The sequence below is a fragment of the Amycolatopsis sp. cmx-4-61 genome (genome assembly GCF_046548775.1).
Taxonomy (GTDB): domain Bacteria; phylum Actinomycetota; class Actinomycetes; order Mycobacteriales; family Pseudonocardiaceae; genus Amycolatopsis.
In genome coordinates this window covers 105301-120654 of the sequence record NZ_JAEBEI010000016.1, presented here as the reverse complement: position 1 = coordinate 120654, position 15354 = coordinate 105301, and the positions used below count along the sequence as shown (strand labels likewise).

The window sequence follows — 15354 nt, the reverse complement described above, 5'->3', positions numbered from 1 at the left end:
TGGAGGGGTCGACACGCGTGATGGAGGGGTCGACACGCGTGATGGAAGGGTCGACACGGGATCAGCGCTGGGCGGTGGGCCGCACGATGACCTCGTTGACGTCGACGCCGTCCGGCTGGCCGATCGCGTAGGCGACCGCCGCGGCGATGGCGTCGGCCGGGAGGGTCACCGCGCGGTAGGTGCGCATCGCCTCCTGCGCTCCCGGCTCGGTGATGGTGTCGGCCAGCTCGGACTCGGTGACGCCGGGGGAGATCGTCGTCACGCGGATGCCGGGGTCGGCTTCCAGGCGCAGGCCCTCCGTGATCGCCCGGGCCGCGTACTTGGTGCCGCAGTAGACCGCGGCCGTCGGCACCACCTCGTGTGCCCCGGTCGAGGCGATCGTCACGAAGTGGCCGCCGCCCTGCCTGCGGAAGTGCGGCAGGACGGCCGCGATCCCGTGCAGCAGGCCGCGGACGTTGACGTCGATCATCCGGTCCCACTCGTCGACGTGCAGGGAGTCCAACCGCGACAACGGCATCACGCCCGCGTTGGCGACGAAGGCGTCGAGCCGCCCGTGCGCCTCGACGGCGGCGTCGGCGAACGCGGCGACGTCCGCGCGGTCGGTGACGTCGAGGCGGTGCACGTCGGCGGTGCCCCCGGCGTCGTGGATCTCCTTCGCCAGCGCGGTCAGCCGGTCTTCGCGCCGGGCCCCGAGCACGACGTGGTGGCCTTCGCGGGCGAGGCGCAACGCGGTCGCGCGGCCGATGCCGCTGCTGGCGCCGGTGATGAGCACGGTCTTCACAGGGTTCCTTCCGGGAAGTCGGCGGCGAGGGTGGTCTCGCGCCAGGTGTCGAACGTGGCGCGGAGGGTGTCGAGCCGGGCGGTGGCGATGTCGTAGGCGGCCCGCCCGAGCAGCAGCCGCAGCGGCGGTTCGTCGCTGCCGACGGCGGTGAGGATCGCTTCGGCCGCGCGGGCCGGGTCGCCCGGCTGGCGGCCGTAGGTGGCGAACGTCGCCTCGCGGCGGGCGCCCGCGGTTTCGGCGTAGTCGTCGATGTGGACCGCCGACTGCCGCATCGAGGGCCCGGACCAGTTGGTGCGGAACGCGGCGGGCTCCACGATGGTCACCTTGATGCCCAGCGGCGCCACTTCGGCGGCCAGCGACTCGGAAAGCCCTTCCACGGCGAACTTCGTCGCGTGGTAGTAGCCGGTGGCGCCGAAGGCCGCCAGGCCGCCGAGCGACGACACCGTGACGATGTGACCGCTGCGGCGCGCACGCATGCCCGGCAGGACCGCGCGGGTGACGTCGGCGAGGCCGAACACGTTGGTGTCGAACAGGTTCCGGATCTCTTCGTCCTCGCCTTCTTCGACCGCGGCGAGGTAGCCGTAGCCGGCGTTGCCGACGAGGACGTCGATCCGGCCGAACGTCGCTTCGGCCCGCTCCACGGCGTCGACGACCTGGGCGTGGTCGGTGACGTCGAGCGGCAGGGCCAGCGCGCGGTCGCCGTGTGCCTCGGCGAGGTCGGCGACCCGCGCCGGATCGCGGGCGGTGACCACCGCGCGCAGCCCGCGGCCGAGCACGGCTTCGGCCAGGGCGCGGCCGAGGCCGGTGGAGCAGCCGGTGATGAACCAGACAGCGTTTTCGGGCACGACGAACTACTCCGTCCATTGTGGAAGGTCCATTATGGAAAGTAAATTGTGGATGATTGGGAAACGGTTCAGGACGCGGCGAGACTGCCCAGCAGGGCCAGCGCCGCTTCCGACGGGCTGCCCGGCTCGGCTTGGTACACGATCAGCTGCTGGCCCGGGGCGCTGTTGACGGTCAGTGCCTCGTAGCTCAGTTCCAGCTCGCCGACCAGCCGGTGGCGGAACCGCTTCGTCTCGTGGGTCTTCTGCCGGATGTCGTGGCGGGCCCACAGCCGGCGGAAGTCGGCGCTCTTGACCGACAGCTCGCCGACGGTGTCGATGAGCTGCGGGTCGTCGGGGTCGAGCCCGGCGGCCGCCCGCAGGCCGCCGACCGTGTTGACCGCCACGCGCTCCCAGTCCGGGTAGAACTCGCGGGCGTCCGGGTCGAGGAAGACCAGCCGGACCAGGTCACCGCTGTGGGTGTGCCCGGCGAACAGCGCCTCGCCCAGCGCGTTGTGCGCGAGCACGTCGAGGCAGCGGCCCAGGACGACCGCGGGCGTCCCCGGCCAGCCGGCCATCAGGCGGACCAGGTTCGGGCTGACCCGTTCCGGCCGCCGGGCCCGCCGTCGGCGCGCCGGCGCCGGCTGGGCGAGCCGGTGGAGGTGGGCGACGGCGTCGTCGTCCAGGGCCAGCCCGCGGGCGAGCGCCTCGACGACCTGCGCCGACGGGTTCCGCTCCCGGCCCTGCTCGAGCCGGACGTAGTAGTCGGTGCTGACGCCGGCCAGCAGCGCCACCTCCTCGCGGCGCAGGCCGGCCACCCGGCGCGACCCGCCCGCGGGCAGGCCCAGCTCCGCCGGCCCCACCTGTTCGCGGCGGGCCCGGAGGAACTCCCCGAGTGCGTTCTCCGTGACCATGATCCGAGGCTAACTCGAAATCCCGCCACGAGGGTGGCCGTGCCACACCCACCCGGACCAGCCGGATCGGCTCCTCGTCCTCGGCGGGTGCCGCAGCAGCTCGGTCACCCCGGGATCCGGTCAGCGCCGCGCCGGGCCGGCCGAGCGGTGACTCGTTCGAAAGTTCCCGAAAGGTTTCGATAATCGTTGACCGGCCGGTCCGGGAGACGAACGATCGTCGCAGCTGCGCTCCCGTCCCCGGAAAGGATTTCCTCGAGTGCGAAGACTCCTCACCGCCCTTTCCGCCGCCGTGCTGGCGATCGCCGCGGCGATCGTGCTGGTCGTGGCGGCGCAGCCGGCGTCCGCGGCCACGTTGACCCGCGTCACCGACTTCGGCAGCAATCCCAGCAACCTCAACATGTACACGTACGTGCCCGACCGCGTCGCCGCCCGCCCGGCGCTGCTGGTGGCGATCCACTACTGCACGGGCTCGGCGTCGGCGGCCTTCAACGGTCCCGCCCGCGACTACGTGACCGCGGCGGACCAGTACGGGTACGTCATCGTGTTCCCGGAAGCCACCCGCAGCGGGCAGTGCTTCGACGTGTCCTCGCCGCAGGCCCTCACCCGCGGCGGCGGCAGCGACCCGGTGGGCATCCTCTCGATGGTCAACTGGGCCAAGCAGCGCTACAACGTCGACTCCTCCCGTGTGTACGTCACCGGGTTCTCTTCGGGCGCGATGATGACGAACGTGCTCGCGGCGGAGTACCCGGACGTGTTCGCCGCCGGCTCGGCGTTCATGGGCGTGCCCGCCGGCTGCTTCGCCACCACCGACGGCTCCAGCTGGAACAGCCAGTGCTCGGGCGGTCAGCTCATCAAGACCGCGCAGCAGTGGGGCGACCAGGCCCGCCAGATGAGCGGCGGCCGCACCGGCCCGTTCCCGCGGATGCAGCTGTGGCACGGCACGGCCGACGACACGTTGCGCTACCCCAACTTCGGGGAGGAGATCAAGCAGTGGACGAACCTGCAGGGGGTCAGCCAGACGCCGTCGTCGAGTGACAGCCCGCAGTCCGGGTGGACCCGCACCCGCTACGGCGGCACCGGCACCCAGCCGCCGGTCGAGGGCATCAGCGTCCAGGGTGCCGGGCATTCGCTGCCGCAGAACGGGATGGTGCAGTACGCGATCGCGTTCCTGGGCCTGAACAGCAGCTCGACGAGCACCACCCCGACCACCACCCCGACGACCACCACCCCGATCAGCCCGAGCACGCCGACGACCACGACGTCTTCGCCGCCGCCGGCGGGGAGCACGCTGGGCAGCGCGGCGGCCCGCACCGGGCGTTACTTCGGCACGGCGGTCTCGGCGAGCAAGCTGTCGGACAGCGTCTACACCGGCATCCTGAGCCGGGAGTTCTCCATGATCACCCCGGAGAACGAGATGAAGATGGACGCGACCGAGCCCGCGCAGGGCCAGTTCTCCTACGCCAACGCGGACCGGATCGTGAACCAGGCGGCGAGCCAGGGCGCCCGCATGCGCGGGCACACGCTCGCCTGGTACTCCCAGCAGCCGGGCTGGATGCAGGGCATGGAGGGCTCGGCGCTGCGGCAGGCGATGCTGAACCACGTCACCCAGGTCGCGTCCCACTACCGCGGCAAGATCTACGCGTGGGACGTGGTGAACGAGGCGTTCGCCGACGGCGGTTCCGGCGCTCGCCGCGATTCGAACCTGCAGCGCACGGGCGACGACTGGATCGAGGCGGCGTTCCGCGCCGCGCGCTCGGCCGACCCGGACGCGAAGCTGTGTTACAACGACTACAACACCGACGACTGGAACCAGGCGAAGACCCAGGCGGTGTACCGGATGGTGCAGGACTTCAAGTCCCGCGGCGTGCCGATCGACTGCGTCGGTTTCCAGTCGCACTTCAACGCCAACAGCCCGGTGCCGTCGAACTACCGGACGACGTTGCAGAACTTCACGGACCTGGGCGTCGACGTCCAGATCACCGAGCTGGACATCGAGGGCTCGGGGACCACGCAGGCGGACAACTACCGCACGGTCACGCAAGCGTGCCTCGCGGTCACGCGCTGCACCGGCATGACGGTGTGGGGCATCCGAGACACGGACTCGTGGCGGTCGTCGGCCACGCCGTTGCTGTTCGACGGGAACGGCCAGAAGAAGGCGGCGTACACGGCGGTCCTCGACGCGCTGAACGGCGGCGCGCCCCCGGACACCAGCACGCCGACCACCACGCCGACCACTCCGACCACGACGACCACTCCGACCACGACGACCACGTCTCCGGCGCCGGGCGGCTGCACGGCCGTCTACGCCAAGACGGCGGAGTGGAACGTGGGGTTCAACGGCCAGGTGACGGTGACGGGCTCGAACAACTGGGTGCTGACGGTGACGTTCCACGCGCCGCAGAAGGTGATCGGCAGCTGGAACTACACGGGAACGTGGGACAGCACGGGTTACGTGCTGACGGCCAGGCCCAACGGCAGCGGCAACGTCATCGGCTTCACGGTCCAGCACGGCGGCAACCTGACGGACCCGACGGTGACGTGCGCGACGGGCTAGTCCACAGTGGCCGCCGTCACAGTGCCCGGGCGACGAAAACCGCGGGAAAACTGTCGGTGGTGACGGATAGCCTCAGCGCATGAAAACGGACGACGCGACAGTCCCGGCGCACCAGCTCACCAAGGGCCAGTGGTTCTGGCACGAGCCGGCGCCGGGGCTGCCCGCGTGGCAGCTGCAGGTGGATTCGGCCGAGCTGGTCGAGGACTCCGTCGAGATCTTCACGACGGATGGGGAGCGGGAGCTGGTTTCGTACCCGCGGAACAGGTTGGTGCGGTTGGCCGAGGTGGCTTGAGGGGACGCTGGGGGTGGGGGATCGAGGTTTAACGGCCTTGCGGGTGAGCAGCCGCGCGGGATTGGGGCTCCGCGGGTTTCTCGGCACCTCGCGTAGCCAGGTGAGCCGGTCGGCAAAGCCCGCCGACGCGCGGTCAGGCGAGCCGGCGGGCTTCGAGTGGTGCGGCGCGGCCCTCGCCTGACCTAACTTGCGTTGCGCAGGGCTACCGGGCGCCACGTCATGTGGACTGTTGTTCCGGTTGTGCCCGTCTCTATCTCGGACTGGTCCGTCACCTGGTCGATCAGCACCAGGCCGCGGCCACCCGAGGTGCGCAGACCCGCCGTTCGGGGGCGTGTTGCCGGGATTCCGCAACCGGTGTCCGTCACCGTCACCGTTATCGCGTCGCCCTCGCGGTGGGCCTGCAGGCGCGCCCAGCCGTGGTCATCCGGGTAGGCGTGCGCTGCCACGTTGGCCAGGGCTTCGTAGGTCGCGAGCGTTATGTCGTGCTTGTTGTCCGCGTCCAGCGGGAACTCGCTCAGCCACTGGATCAGCTTGCGGCGCAGGCCGGCCATCTCGTTGGGCAGCGCCGGCGCCAGTTCTTCGAAGGCCGAGACGACCACGGCTCCGGCGGCCAAGCGCCCCGGGGCCGTGGTCCCGGCTTGGTCGGCGTCGGCGCTCTCGCCCGTATCGACGCCAGTTTCCGGGGTATGTCGATACACGATTCGCTCCCATCGTTCAGCCGCGTTTCCCCAGTGCCAAAAAGGGCTCTCCGAAGGACTACCCACCGCCACGAAGTCTTACCCGTTGTGCTTCGTGAGATGTGTCGCTACAGTGGAGGTGCTCCTCGCGGATGCCGGCCCTCAGGCCGCCCGGAGGCAGCTTCCCGGATCCAGGCCAGTCGGCCTCTTTCCTTCACTTCCGGCCTCGCCGTCCGTGCGCGGGCCCATCGTCACTCCAGGAGACACCCATGTCTTTTCACGGCATCCTCGACCTGTCCGGCAAAACCCCGTTCGTGCGGCCCGGCTACCGGCCCGCGCCCGACGACGTCGCCCTCCCGGTTTCCCTGCTTCGCAAGTACAACCTGCGGCCCGGCGACGAAATCACCGGCACCACCGAGCAGCTCACCAGCGTCAACGGCCACGACCCGAGCGAGCCGCGCCCGCGCTTCGCCGACCTCGTCCCGGTGCACCCGGACCGCCGGCTGCTGCTCGAAACCACGCCGACGCGGCTGCTGCCCCGCGTCATCGACCTCGTCACCCCGCTCGGGCGCGGGCAGCGTGCTCTGATCGTGTCCCCGCCCAAGGCGGGGAAGACCACCGTGCTGCAGGAAATCGGCCACGGGCTGTCGGTCAACCACCCCGACTGCCGGCTGCTGGTCCTGCTCGCCGACGAACGGCCGGAGGAGGTCACCGAGCTGAGCCGGACCGTGCGCGGGGAGGTGATCGCGTCCACTTTCGACCGTCCGCCCGCCGAACACGTCGCGGTGGCGGAACTCGCCGTCGAGCGCGCGAAACGCTTGGTGGAGCAGGGCGAAGACGTCGTCCTGCTGCTCGACTCGCTCACCCGGCTGGGCCGCGCGTACAACCTCTCGGCCCGCCCGTCCGGCCGCACGCTGTCCGGCGGCGTCGACGCGGCCGCGTTGCAGCCGATGAAGCGGATCCTCGGCGCCGCACGCAATGTCGAGGGCGGCGGTTCGCTCACGATCATCGCCACGGCACTGGTGGAGACCGGTTCCCTGGCCGACACGGTGTTCTTCGAGGAATTGAAGAGCACCGGCAACGCCGAACTGAAGCTCGACCGCAAGACGGCCGAGCGGCGCGTCTTCCCGGCGGTCGACGTGGCGGCCTCCGGCACCCGGCGCGAAGAACTGCTGGTGACGCCGGGCGAACTGGCGGCGATGCGCGAAGTCCGGCGGGCGTTGCCGGGCCCGCACGCGATCGAGCAGTTGCTGGAGCAGCTGCGCAAGACCGGTTCCAACGCCGAGTTCCTGCTCCGCGTGACGGGCGCGGCCCTGCCCGCGGCGGCCTGATCGCTCAGCTGTCGCGCCGCGCCCGCAGTTCGCCGATCACTTTGGCCCCGACACCACGGGCATCCTCGGGACTGTCGGCCGGTTCACCCTCGCCGGGCCGGTAGAGCCGGTCTTCGGCGCGGCCGAGATCGGGCGTGTCGGCCCGCGCGATCTCAGGTTGCTGCTCGTTCGGTTGGGACATGCCCAAGGGTTACCCGCTGGACGGCCGTTCGACTCATCGAGGCGGCTGGTAGGGGGCCCAGTCGGGTGTGCCTCGAGTGCCTGAACCGCAGTGCCTGAACCGCAGTGCCTGAACCGCAGTGCCCGGACTGCCGTCGTGGTTCCGCGCTGGCGGAGTCGCGAGTGCGCGGGCTAGGTCCGCCGCGCCGCAGTCTCCCAACGTTCCGCCCGCGGCCTTGCCCCGGCGGATCGGGCGGGACGAACGCTCAACTTCCCGAACCACCCGCGCGCGCCAACCGAACCGGCGAGCGTCAGCCTCCGCCCGTTCCGGCCGCGAACCTGCACCTCCGCGGCCCAGCGGGTGCGGACCCCCGGGAACCGGAGCACAGTACCCCCATGGCCCTTCCGTCCGCTCGGCCCGCCGCGGCCCGGTCACGCCGGGTCTGGCTGCGCATGTTCTTCACCGGCGCCCTGCTCTGGGTGCTCGCCGTCGTCGTCACCTTCGTCACCGGCAACCCGAATCTCGTGCCCACCGTGGTGCTGCTCGGGAGCTTCCTCGTGCCCGTCACCTTCGTCGCCTGGGCCTTCGGGCGGCGGCGGAGCGGGGAGGTGACCTCCGAACTGCTCTTCAGCACCTTCGTCGCCGGTGGGGTGCTCGGCGTGCTCGCCGCCTCACTGCTCGAGTCCTACCTGCTGCATCCCTCCGCCTGGCTGTTCGCCGGGGTCGGGCTGATCGAAGAAGCCGTCAAGCTCGCCGTGCTGGCCGTCCTCACCCGGCACCTGCGGGTCAAGTTCGCCACTGACGGCATGGTGCTGGGCGCCGCCGTCGGGTTCGGGTTCGCCGCCTTCGAATCCGCCGGGTACGCCTTCACCGCGCTGTTCACCGAACGCGGGCTCTCGCTGATGGACCTCGTCCAGACCGAACTGCTCCGCGGCGTGCTCGCCCCGGTCGGCCACGGCCTGTGGACGGCGATCCTCGGCGGCGTGCTCTTCTCCGCCAGCGACCACCGCCACTTCGCCCTGACGCTGCGGCTGCTGCTCAGCTACCTCGGCGTCGCCCTGCTCCACGCCCTGTGGGACGCCATGCACGGCATCGCCCTGGTGCTGACGCTGCTGCTCACCGGCACGCCGTGGCAGTACGTCCAGCTCGAACAGGGCTACCAGCCACAGCCCACCGCCCTGCAGGCCGACGTCTTCACCGTGCTCTCCTGGGGCGGCCTCGCCCTGGTGTCGGTGGTCGGCATCGGCTGGCTGCTCGCCGTCCGGGCCCGCGCCCGGCGCGGCGAGCGGGAAGCCGCCGTTCTGTGGCGGATCCCCGCCGGCCGCCCGCGGTGACCCGTCACGCGCCGCGGCCGGTCGTCTTCTGCAGGGCGTCGATCCGCTCCGACGCTTCCGCCTTCGTCAGGTTGTCCGGCACCTCCTCGCCGGCCTCCTGCGCCAGCGTCTGCAGGTAGGACTTCTGCGGCCCGGTCATCGGCTCGTCGCCGGTGGTCCAGTCGCTCGGGTCCTTCTCCGGATTGGGCTCCACCTGATCAGTCATCACAGCTCCAATCGAACGTTTGTTCGTGCGGGTCCGACTCTAGCGCAGGGGTCCGACAACCGCCGCTCACGAGCCCGCCGGGGGCGTGCTCGGGCCGCCCGCCTCGTGGCCCGGCCGCCCGTGCGTCCGGCGCTCGTCCTTCATCTGCTGTTCGTGCAGGTGTCGGCGCCCTCCGGTGAGCGAGGTGAGCAGCTCGCGCTCGAGGTCGCGGCAGGCCTTGTAGTAGCCGTCGTCGTACTCCTCGACGACCTGGAACGTCCACCGATCGGGTAACACGTTGAGCCCGATGAGCTCTTCGGAGATCCGCCGCGCCCAGTCGCCGTGCCCGGCCTTCTCGAGCTGCTCCACGGCCTCGCCGAGCGCCAGGTCCGCGCTGCCGGTCAGCTGGTGGAAGGAGTACAGGTGCCCGCGGGCGCGCTCGATCGTCTCGAGCGCCTCGGTCACCTTGCCGACAGCTTCGACGGTGGCGGGGTCAGGGTTGTTTTCCATGCGCGCAAAGTGCCCCGTTCCGCGATTTCTACACGTCGCGGAACGGGGCACCCGGGCCGGAGAATCACGCCGTGGGGCGCGTGGCTCCCGCGTACTGGCTCATCAGCGGCGAGATCTTGACGACGTCGCCGCTCGTCGGCGCGTGCACCATCTTGCCGTCGCCGATGTACATGCCGATGTGGGACACGGGGGAGTAGTAGGCGACCAGGTCACCGGGCTGCAGCTGGTCTCGCGACACCGGGGTGCCGAACCCGGCCTGCGCCGACGACGTCCGGGGCAGCGAAATGCCGGCCTGCTTGTACGCCCACTGCATCAATCCGGAGCAGTCGAACGTGCTCGGGCCGGTGGCGCCCCACACGTAGGCGCTGCCGAGCTTGCTGAGCGCCGCATTGACCGCGGTCTGCGCGGCGGCGGTGGGGGCCTTGACGACGGGCGCCGCGCCACCGGTGTCCTTCTGGGCGGCCCGGTCCGCGCTGCTGAGGTTCCGGCTCTGCGCCTCGATCTGGTCGATCTGCGCCTGCAGGTCCTTCTTCTTCGCTTCGATGTTCGAAGCCAGCTTCGCGGCCGCGTCCCGGGCGTCCTGCGCCCGCTTCGCCGCGTCGGCGGCGGACTTCTCGGCCGCGGTCGCCTTCGCCGCCGCGGCGTTGAAGTTGTCCAGTGCGGCGTTCTTGCCGGTCGCGATGACCTCGAGCGCCGCGGAGCGGTCCAGGAAGTCCTGGGTGGACGTTCCGGCCAGCAGTGCCGACAGCTTGTTCAGCTGGACGCCGCTGGTGAACGACGCGTCGGCGAACTTGTCCACTTCGGACTGGTACTGCCGCTTCGCGTCGATCGCCTGTGCACCGGCGTTCTTCGCGGCCGTGACGTCGGCGTTGGCCTTGTCGAGCTGACCCTGCTTGGCGGTCAGGTCGTCCTGGGCCCGGAGCAGGTCTTCGTTGAGCTTTTCCGCCTGTGCCGCGAGGTCGCGGTACTTGGCGAGGGCGTCCGACCCGGCGGGCGGCGCCTGGAGGACGGGGACGGGGGCGGCGGTGGCCACCGGCTGGGCCATGGTGACGACGGTGATCACCGAGGCCGCGGCGAGGGCACCTGACACCACGCGCTTGACGGGATGCGAACGCATTCTCGCGCGGGTCTCCTTTGCTGATCGGCCGCCGACGGGTACCGGGACGGCGAGTCGGGGGCCTCGCCCGTGCCCGGGGCGCGCTCGACCGCTACAGGAAGAGCCCGCGGGGGGTCCGGTACCCAGCAGGGGGGTATCGGCGGCGATCTCGCGTCGCCGTCTGGGGACGACCGGGGGCCGCGAGATCTCGAACAGGTTACGAAACGAGCACGGCGCCGTCCAGGGCGGGGCATCGGAAACTCTGCGTGACGTCGGACAACACGGCTGGACCAGTGGTAATGCACCCGACTGTGGCAGAGATTACACACTGTCACCGACCCTTCTTACCCTACCCCTCTAGGGTATTACGAGGGCACAGATTGAACTCGACCCTCAACCCGATGCTCGCCGGCGCGGCGGTGGCCGTCAGCTCGGGCTTCGTGGTGACGAACAGCCTGCGCGGGTTCCGGGCCGGGGGAATCCGGTTTGTACGTCCCTTGTACCCGGTTGCGCGATCGTCCTTCCCGTAGCGAATTCCGACCCATGGAGGACAAGGATGTTCACGAAGGCCGCCGTGCTCACGGCGCTCACCGCCGCGACGCTCGCCGTGGCCGCGCCGGCCCAGGCCGAAACCGCGGCCACGACGGTGCTGCCCGGAGCGAACATGGAGGCCGTGCTGAAGGCGGCCCAGATCGATCCGCGCCGCGCCGACGACACGCAGACCCCGGGTGCGCACGACAGCGTCCTGCTCGTCGAGCAGGCGCTGCAGGCGAAGGGGCTGCTCGACAGCAAGTACGTCGACGGGTACTTCGGCACCACCACGATCACGGCGTACTCGCAGTACCAGAAGTCGTTGGGCTACACCGGCCTCGACGCTTCCGGCCTGCCCGGCAAGACGTCGCTGGAGAAGCTGGGCGAAGGCCGGTACACGGTCACGAACCCGGTCTCCGCCGGCAGCCAGGTCACCTACCACGGCAAGACCCTCAACACCCGCACGAAGGCCATGCTCGTTGCGGCGGAAGGAAAGGCGGGCTTCCAGGTCGCCCTGACGCAGGGGTCGTACAACCCGGGCGGCGTCGACGCCTCGGCCGGGACGCACGACGGTGGCGGCGCGATGGACATCTCGGTGTCCGGCATGTCCTCGACCAACCGCAACAACCTGCTGAAGGCGCTCCGCAACGTCGGTTTCGCGGCCTGGTACCGGACCCCGGCCCAGGGCTTCGAGTACCACATCCACGCGATGGCCGTGTCGGACCCGGACCTGTCGTCGGGTGCCCAGCACCAGACCGGTGACTACTACCTGGGGATGAACGGCCTGGCCGGCCGCGGCGCCGACGACGGCCCGCAGGTCCCGAAGGTCACCTGGGAGGAGTACCAGCGCGGCTGACGCCGGTGGTGGGCCCGGCCGTGGTGGCACGGCCGGGCGCACCGGTGGTTTGATCGAAGGACCAACGACTTGGGGGTGCTTCAATGCCGCAGAAGGCGTTCCGGTTCGGCGTGGTCGCGGGCGCGACCGAGGGCGGGGCGAAGTGGCTCGCCACCGCTCGCCGCGCCGAAGAACTCGGCTATTCGACGCTGCTGTGCCCGGACAACCTGAACATGCCGACGCCGACCGCGGCGCTCGCGGCGGCTGCGGCCGTGACGAGCGAGCTGCGCGTCGGCTCGTTCGTCCTGGCCAGTCCGCTGCGGACCGCGCGGGCGGCGGCCTGGGAGGCGCACAGCCTCACCGTCGTCACCGACGGGCGGTTCGAGCTGGGCCTCGGCACCGGACGGCCGGAAATGCGGCAGCAGGCCGGGGAACTCGGGCTGCCCTACGGTTCGGGGCAGGAGCGGCTCGACTCGATTTCCGAGACGATCGACCACGTCCGCCGGCTCGACGGCGACGCGCACACGCCGGTGATGATCGCCGCGGGCGGTCCGAAGGCACGCCGGCTGGCGGGAGCGAAGGCCGACATCGTCACGATGGCCGGCGGCGTGCTGACCACCCGCGACGAAATGACCGGGTACGTCGAGGAAGTCCGTTCGGCGGCCGGCGACCGCGAACTCGAGTTCGCGATGAACATCTGGGTCGTCGGCGAGCAGGTGCCGCCGTGGATCCGCGGCTTCATCGGCGTCGACGCCGAGACGCTCGTCGAGCACGACTCGCTGGCCATCCTCCGCGGCGGCGTCGACGACATGGTGGCCGAGCTCGAACGCCGTCGCGCGGAACAGGGGCTGTCCTACATCAGCGTCAACGGCGCGTTCCTCGAGGAGTTCGCCCCGGTGGTGGCGCGGCTGTCGGGGAAGTGAGCGTCGCGGGGTCGGTGTTGGCGCCACAGAGCAGGACGGCGACCCGCTCGCCGGGCGCCGGCCGGTAGGCGCCGGAGAGCAGGGCGGCGAACGCCGTTGCCCCGCCGGGTTCGACGGCGAGCCGGTAACGGTCCCACAGCGCCGCCCGGGCTGCGACGATCGCGGCGTCGTCCACCAGCACCGAGCCCGTGTTCGTGCGGGTGGCGACGGCGAAGGCGATGTCGCCGAGCCGGGACGCGCCGAGGGAGTCGGCGGCGACGCCGCCGACGTCGACGGTGACCGGCTCGCCCGCGGCCAGCGCCGAGTGCAGCGTCGGGATCGGGCGCGGTTCGACGCCGACCACGCGCGCCCGGCCTTCGACCGCGGCGGCGACGCCGGCCAGCAGCCCGCCGCCGCCGACCGCGACGAGGATCGTGTCCAGGCCGCCGGTCTGCTCCAGCAGTTCGAGGCCGAGGGTGCCCTGCCCGGCGCAGATGTCGGGGTGGTCGTAGGCGTGGCAGAAGAGCGCGCCGGAGTCGGCAGCGTCCTTGACGGCGGCGTCGTAGGCGTCGGCGTACTTCTCGCCGACCAGCTCCACCGCCGCGCCGAGCTGCCGCAGTTTCGCGACCTTGACCGCGGGCGCGGTCGTCGGGACGTAGACCCGCGCGGGCAGGCCGAACTCGCGGGCGGCGTAGGCGACGGCGAGGCCGGCGTTGCCGCCCGAGGCGGCCACGACCGCGGTCTGCTCGCCGGCGGACAGGATCCGGTTGAACGCCCCGCGGGCCTTGAACGACCCGGTGTGCTGCAGCTGTTCCAGCTTGAACCACACGCCTTCGTCGGCGAACACCGGCGTCCGGCGGACCCGGCCCTCGATGCGCGCGGCGGCCCGTTCCACATCCGCAGTGCTGATCATGGGCTCCAGCATGCGCGCGGGCCGCCGTAAGCACCAGCGGCGTCTCCTATGCTGGCGTTAGCGGAACTTACGGCTGGAGGCCTCCGTGCTCGACGCCCACCGCCTCGCCCTGCTGGCCGAGGTCGCGCACGCCGGCTCGATCGCCGCGGCCGCGCAGCGGCTTTCCTTCACGCCGTCCGCGGTCTCGCAGCAGCTGGCCAAGCTGGAGCGCGACGTCGGCGCCCGCGTGCTGCACCGCCACGCCCGCGGCGTCACCCTCACGCCGGTCGGGGAGGCGCTGCTGACCCACGCCGAGGCGATCGCCGGGGAACTGCGAACCGCCGAGCGGACGGCCCGCGCCCTGCTGGAGGAGGAGCTGACCGTCGGCACGTTCGCGAGCGCGGGCATGACCCTGGTGCCCGCCGCGCTCGCCGGGTTCCGCCGTGCTCACCCGAAGGTGGCCCTGCGGCTGCTGGACCTGGAGCCGCCCGACGGGTACGGGCTGGTCCGCTCGCGCGAGCTGGACCTGCTGATCACCCACCGCTACCCCGGCGCGCCGCTGCCGGACCCGCGTGGCCTGGAACGGACGCTGCTGCGTTCCGAGCGGTTCCGGCTGATCCTGCCGAAGGGGCACGAGAAGGCCCGCGCCCGCCGGCTCACCCTGCCGGAGCTGGCCGCGGAGGACTGGATTTCCGGCAACCCGGGCGTGCCCAACCGCGCCTGCCTCGAGCAGCTCGCCGACGCCGCCGGCGCCGAACTGCGGGTGGCGTACGAGACGCGGGACTACCAGGTGATCCTGGCCCTGGTGGAGGCCGGGCTCGGCGTCGCGTTCGTGCCGGAGAGCGTGCTCGACCGGGCGGGCCCGGCGCGGGTCGAGGTGCGCGACGCGGCGGACGCGAAGCCGGCGCGGGACATCTTCCTGGTGCACCACCGGCGGCCGGGGGAGCTGGTGACCGAGATGGTCGCGCGGCTCAGCCGTCCGCAGTAGCGGGCTCGGCGGCCGGGAACTGGACGGGGCTCAGCAGGTAGCGGACGCGGTCCGGGGCCGGCTCGTGGCCCACCCGGCGCACGATGGCCTCCCGCAGCTCGCCGATCAGGTCGGTCAGCTCGGCTCGGCTGAGCCACAGGGCGTGCTGCCGGTAGCCGACGAGATCGGCCGCGGGGTCGGCGTCCTCGCGGTCGAGGTAGGCGTTGAACTCCGCGATGAGCGTCGCCATCGCCGTCGCGAACACGCGCCGGTGGTCCTCTTTGGACACCGAGGCCGCGGTGGCGGCGTCCACCACCGCGCGGTCCCGGCGCAGGCGGTACCGCCGCTCGACGGCGCCGTGCACCCGCTGCTCGCCCTCGACCTCGAGGATCCCGCCCTCGGCGAGGACGCCGACGTGCCGGTAGACGGTCGCCTTCGAGACGTCGGGCAGGCGTTCGCACAGCTCGGCCGTCGTGCGGGTCCGGCCACCCGCCATCGCGTGCACGATCCGCAGCCGCACCGGGTGCACCAGCAGGTTCAGGGAATCCACGGAAGGATGTTCTCACGCGTGAT

At 71.5% G+C, this 15354-nt stretch carries 17 protein-coding genes; 7 read left to right on the top strand and 10 right to left on the bottom strand.

From position 1 onward, the window contains the following. Nucleotides 1–61: 61 nt before the first annotated feature. The 3 genes from ACLJOU_RS34525 to ACLJOU_RS34515 form a co-directional block, all read right to left on the bottom strand. The gene (locus tag ACLJOU_RS34525) at nucleotides 62–781 is read right to left on the bottom strand and encodes an SDR family oxidoreductase (protein WP_410573447.1); all 720 of its coding nucleotides are present in this window, start codon (nucleotides 779–781) and stop codon (nucleotides 62–64) included. After that, nucleotides 778–1626 carry an oxidoreductase gene (locus ACLJOU_RS34520; protein WP_410573446.1) on the bottom strand — a complete coding sequence of 283 codons (849 nt, stop codon included), beginning with the start codon at nucleotides 1624–1626 and terminating at the stop codon, nucleotides 778–780. The genes ACLJOU_RS34525 and ACLJOU_RS34520 overlap by 4 nt, the downstream gene beginning before the upstream one ends. 68 nt (nucleotides 1627–1694) lie before the next feature. Continuing rightward, nucleotides 1695–2516, bottom strand: a complete 822-nt coding sequence (locus tag ACLJOU_RS34515) for a helix-turn-helix transcriptional regulator (RefSeq protein ID WP_410573445.1) — start codon at nucleotides 2514–2516, stop codon at nucleotides 1695–1697. Nucleotides 2517–2772: 256 nt separating this feature from the next. Here ACLJOU_RS34515 and ACLJOU_RS34510 point away from each other — a divergent pair, with 256 nt between their 5' ends. Both ACLJOU_RS34510 and ACLJOU_RS34505 read left to right on the top strand, forming a co-directional pair. After that, the gene (locus ACLJOU_RS34510) at nucleotides 2773–5070 is read left to right on the top strand and encodes a PHB depolymerase family esterase (protein WP_410573444.1); all 2298 of its coding nucleotides are present in this window, start codon (nucleotides 2773–2775) and stop codon (nucleotides 5068–5070) included. Nucleotides 5071–5149: 79 nt separating this feature from the next. Beyond that, nucleotides 5150–5362: a hypothetical protein gene (locus tag ACLJOU_RS34505; RefSeq protein ID WP_410573443.1), complete on the top strand. Its 213-nt coding sequence runs from the start codon at nucleotides 5150–5152 to the stop codon at nucleotides 5360–5362. 182 nt (nucleotides 5363–5544) lie between these two features. Here the strand turns inward: ACLJOU_RS34505 and ACLJOU_RS34500 are convergent, their stop codons facing one another. Continuing rightward, on the bottom strand, nucleotides 5545–6060 hold the full coding sequence (locus ACLJOU_RS34500) for an ATP-binding protein (protein ID WP_410573442.1): 516 nt from the start codon (nucleotides 6058–6060) through the stop codon (nucleotides 5545–5547). A 248-nt stretch (nucleotides 6061–6308) separates the two neighbouring features. Here ACLJOU_RS34500 and rho point away from each other — a divergent pair, with 248 nt between their 5' ends. Then, nucleotides 6309–7370, top strand: a complete 1062-nt coding sequence (gene rho / locus ACLJOU_RS34495; protein WP_410573441.1) for a transcription termination factor Rho — start codon at nucleotides 6309–6311, stop codon at nucleotides 7368–7370. Nucleotides 7371–7374: 4 nt separating this feature from the next. Here rho and ACLJOU_RS34490 read toward each other — a convergent pair whose 3' ends face one another. Next, complete coding sequence (locus tag ACLJOU_RS34490; RefSeq protein ID WP_410573440.1) at nucleotides 7375–7551, bottom strand: hypothetical protein; 177 nt, start codon at nucleotides 7549–7551, stop codon at nucleotides 7375–7377. Between the two features lie 374 nt (nucleotides 7552–7925). Between ACLJOU_RS34490 and ACLJOU_RS34485 the strand changes: the two genes are divergently transcribed. Continuing rightward, complete coding sequence (locus ACLJOU_RS34485; RefSeq protein ID WP_410573439.1) at nucleotides 7926–8864, top strand: PrsW family intramembrane metalloprotease; 939 nt, start codon at nucleotides 7926–7928, stop codon at nucleotides 8862–8864. Between the two features lie 4 nt (nucleotides 8865–8868). On the opposite strand, the gene ACLJOU_RS34480 is transcribed toward ACLJOU_RS34485, so the two are convergent. The 3 genes from ACLJOU_RS34480 to ACLJOU_RS34470 form a co-directional block, all read right to left on the bottom strand. Then, a complete protein-coding gene (locus ACLJOU_RS34480) occupies nucleotides 8869–9069 on the bottom strand; it encodes a DUF3072 domain-containing protein (RefSeq protein ID WP_364287026.1) in 201 nt (66 codons plus the stop codon). A gap of 66 nt (nucleotides 9070–9135) precedes the next feature. Then, nucleotides 9136–9558: a hypothetical protein gene (locus tag ACLJOU_RS34475; RefSeq protein ID WP_410573438.1), complete on the bottom strand. Its 423-nt coding sequence runs from the start codon at nucleotides 9556–9558 to the stop codon at nucleotides 9136–9138. A gap of 64 nt (nucleotides 9559–9622) precedes the next feature. Then, nucleotides 9623–10675: an NlpC/P60 family protein gene (locus tag ACLJOU_RS34470; protein WP_410573437.1), complete on the bottom strand. Its 1053-nt coding sequence runs from the start codon at nucleotides 10673–10675 to the stop codon at nucleotides 9623–9625. A gap of 535 nt (nucleotides 10676–11210) precedes the next feature. Here ACLJOU_RS34470 and ACLJOU_RS34465 point away from each other — a divergent pair. Together ACLJOU_RS34465 and ACLJOU_RS34460 are read left to right on the top strand one after the other, a co-directional pair. Then, nucleotides 11211–12041: a peptidoglycan-binding domain-containing protein gene (locus tag ACLJOU_RS34465; RefSeq protein ID WP_410573436.1), complete on the top strand. Its 831-nt coding sequence runs from the start codon at nucleotides 11211–11213 to the stop codon at nucleotides 12039–12041. Between the two features lie 83 nt (nucleotides 12042–12124). Further along, the gene (locus ACLJOU_RS34460; protein WP_410573435.1) at nucleotides 12125–12943 is read left to right on the top strand and encodes an LLM class flavin-dependent oxidoreductase; all 819 of its coding nucleotides are present in this window, start codon (nucleotides 12125–12127) and stop codon (nucleotides 12941–12943) included. On the opposite strand, the gene ACLJOU_RS34455 is transcribed toward ACLJOU_RS34460, so the two are convergent. Further along, nucleotides 12885–13835, bottom strand: a complete 951-nt coding sequence (locus ACLJOU_RS34455; protein ID WP_410573434.1) for a threonine/serine dehydratase — start codon at nucleotides 13833–13835, stop codon at nucleotides 12885–12887. The genes ACLJOU_RS34460 and ACLJOU_RS34455 overlap by 59 nt on opposite strands. An 85-nt stretch (nucleotides 13836–13920) precedes the next feature. On the opposite strand from ACLJOU_RS34455, the gene ACLJOU_RS34450 reads away from it, so the two are divergent. Next, nucleotides 13921–14802, top strand: a complete 882-nt coding sequence (locus ACLJOU_RS34450) for a LysR substrate-binding domain-containing protein (protein ID WP_410573433.1) — start codon at nucleotides 13921–13923, stop codon at nucleotides 14800–14802. On the opposite strand, the gene ACLJOU_RS34445 is transcribed toward ACLJOU_RS34450, so the two are convergent. Next, on the bottom strand, nucleotides 14786–15331 hold the full coding sequence (locus ACLJOU_RS34445; RefSeq protein ID WP_410573432.1) for a helix-turn-helix domain-containing protein: 546 nt from the start codon (nucleotides 15329–15331) through the stop codon (nucleotides 14786–14788). The two genes, ACLJOU_RS34450 and ACLJOU_RS34445, sit on opposite strands and share 17 nt — an antisense overlap. Nucleotides 15332–15354: the final 23 nt, after the last annotated feature.

Bases quoted from the DNA above. Each gene is read 5' to 3' on its own strand.
- ACLJOU_RS34490 (WP_410573440.1), bottom strand. From the start codon at position 7,551: ATGTCCCAACCGAACGAGCAGCAACCTGAGATCGCGCGGGCCGACACG.
- rho (WP_410573441.1), top strand. From the start codon at position 6,309: ATGTCTTTTCACGGCATCCTCGACCTGTCCGGCAAAACCCCGTTCGTG.
- ACLJOU_RS34505 (WP_410573443.1), top strand. From the start codon at position 5,150: ATGAAAACGGACGACGCGACAGTCCCGGCGCACCAGCTCACCAAGGGC.
- ACLJOU_RS34470 (WP_410573437.1), bottom strand. From the start codon at position 10,675: ATGCGTTCGCATCCCGTCAAGCGCGTGGTGTCAGGTGCCCTCGCCGCG.
- ACLJOU_RS34485 (WP_410573439.1), top strand. From the start codon at position 7,926: ATGGCCCTTCCGTCCGCTCGGCCCGCCGCGGCCCGGTCACGCCGGGTC.
- ACLJOU_RS34475 (WP_410573438.1), bottom strand. From the start codon at position 9,558: ATGGAAAACAACCCTGACCCCGCCACCGTCGAAGCTGTCGGCAAGGTG.
- ACLJOU_RS34460 (WP_410573435.1), top strand. From the start codon at position 12,125: ATGCCGCAGAAGGCGTTCCGGTTCGGCGTGGTCGCGGGCGCGACCGAG.
- ACLJOU_RS34480 (WP_364287026.1), bottom strand. From the start codon at position 9,069: ATGACTGATCAGGTGGAGCCCAATCCGGAGAAGGACCCGAGCGACTGG.
- ACLJOU_RS34515 (WP_410573445.1), bottom strand. From the start codon at position 2,516: ATGGTCACGGAGAACGCACTCGGGGAGTTCCTCCGGGCCCGCCGCGAA.
- ACLJOU_RS34455 (WP_410573434.1), bottom strand. From the start codon at position 13,835: ATGATCAGCACTGCGGATGTGGAACGGGCCGCCGCGCGCATCGAGGGC.
- ACLJOU_RS34465 (WP_410573436.1), top strand. From the start codon at position 11,211: ATGTTCACGAAGGCCGCCGTGCTCACGGCGCTCACCGCCGCGACGCTC.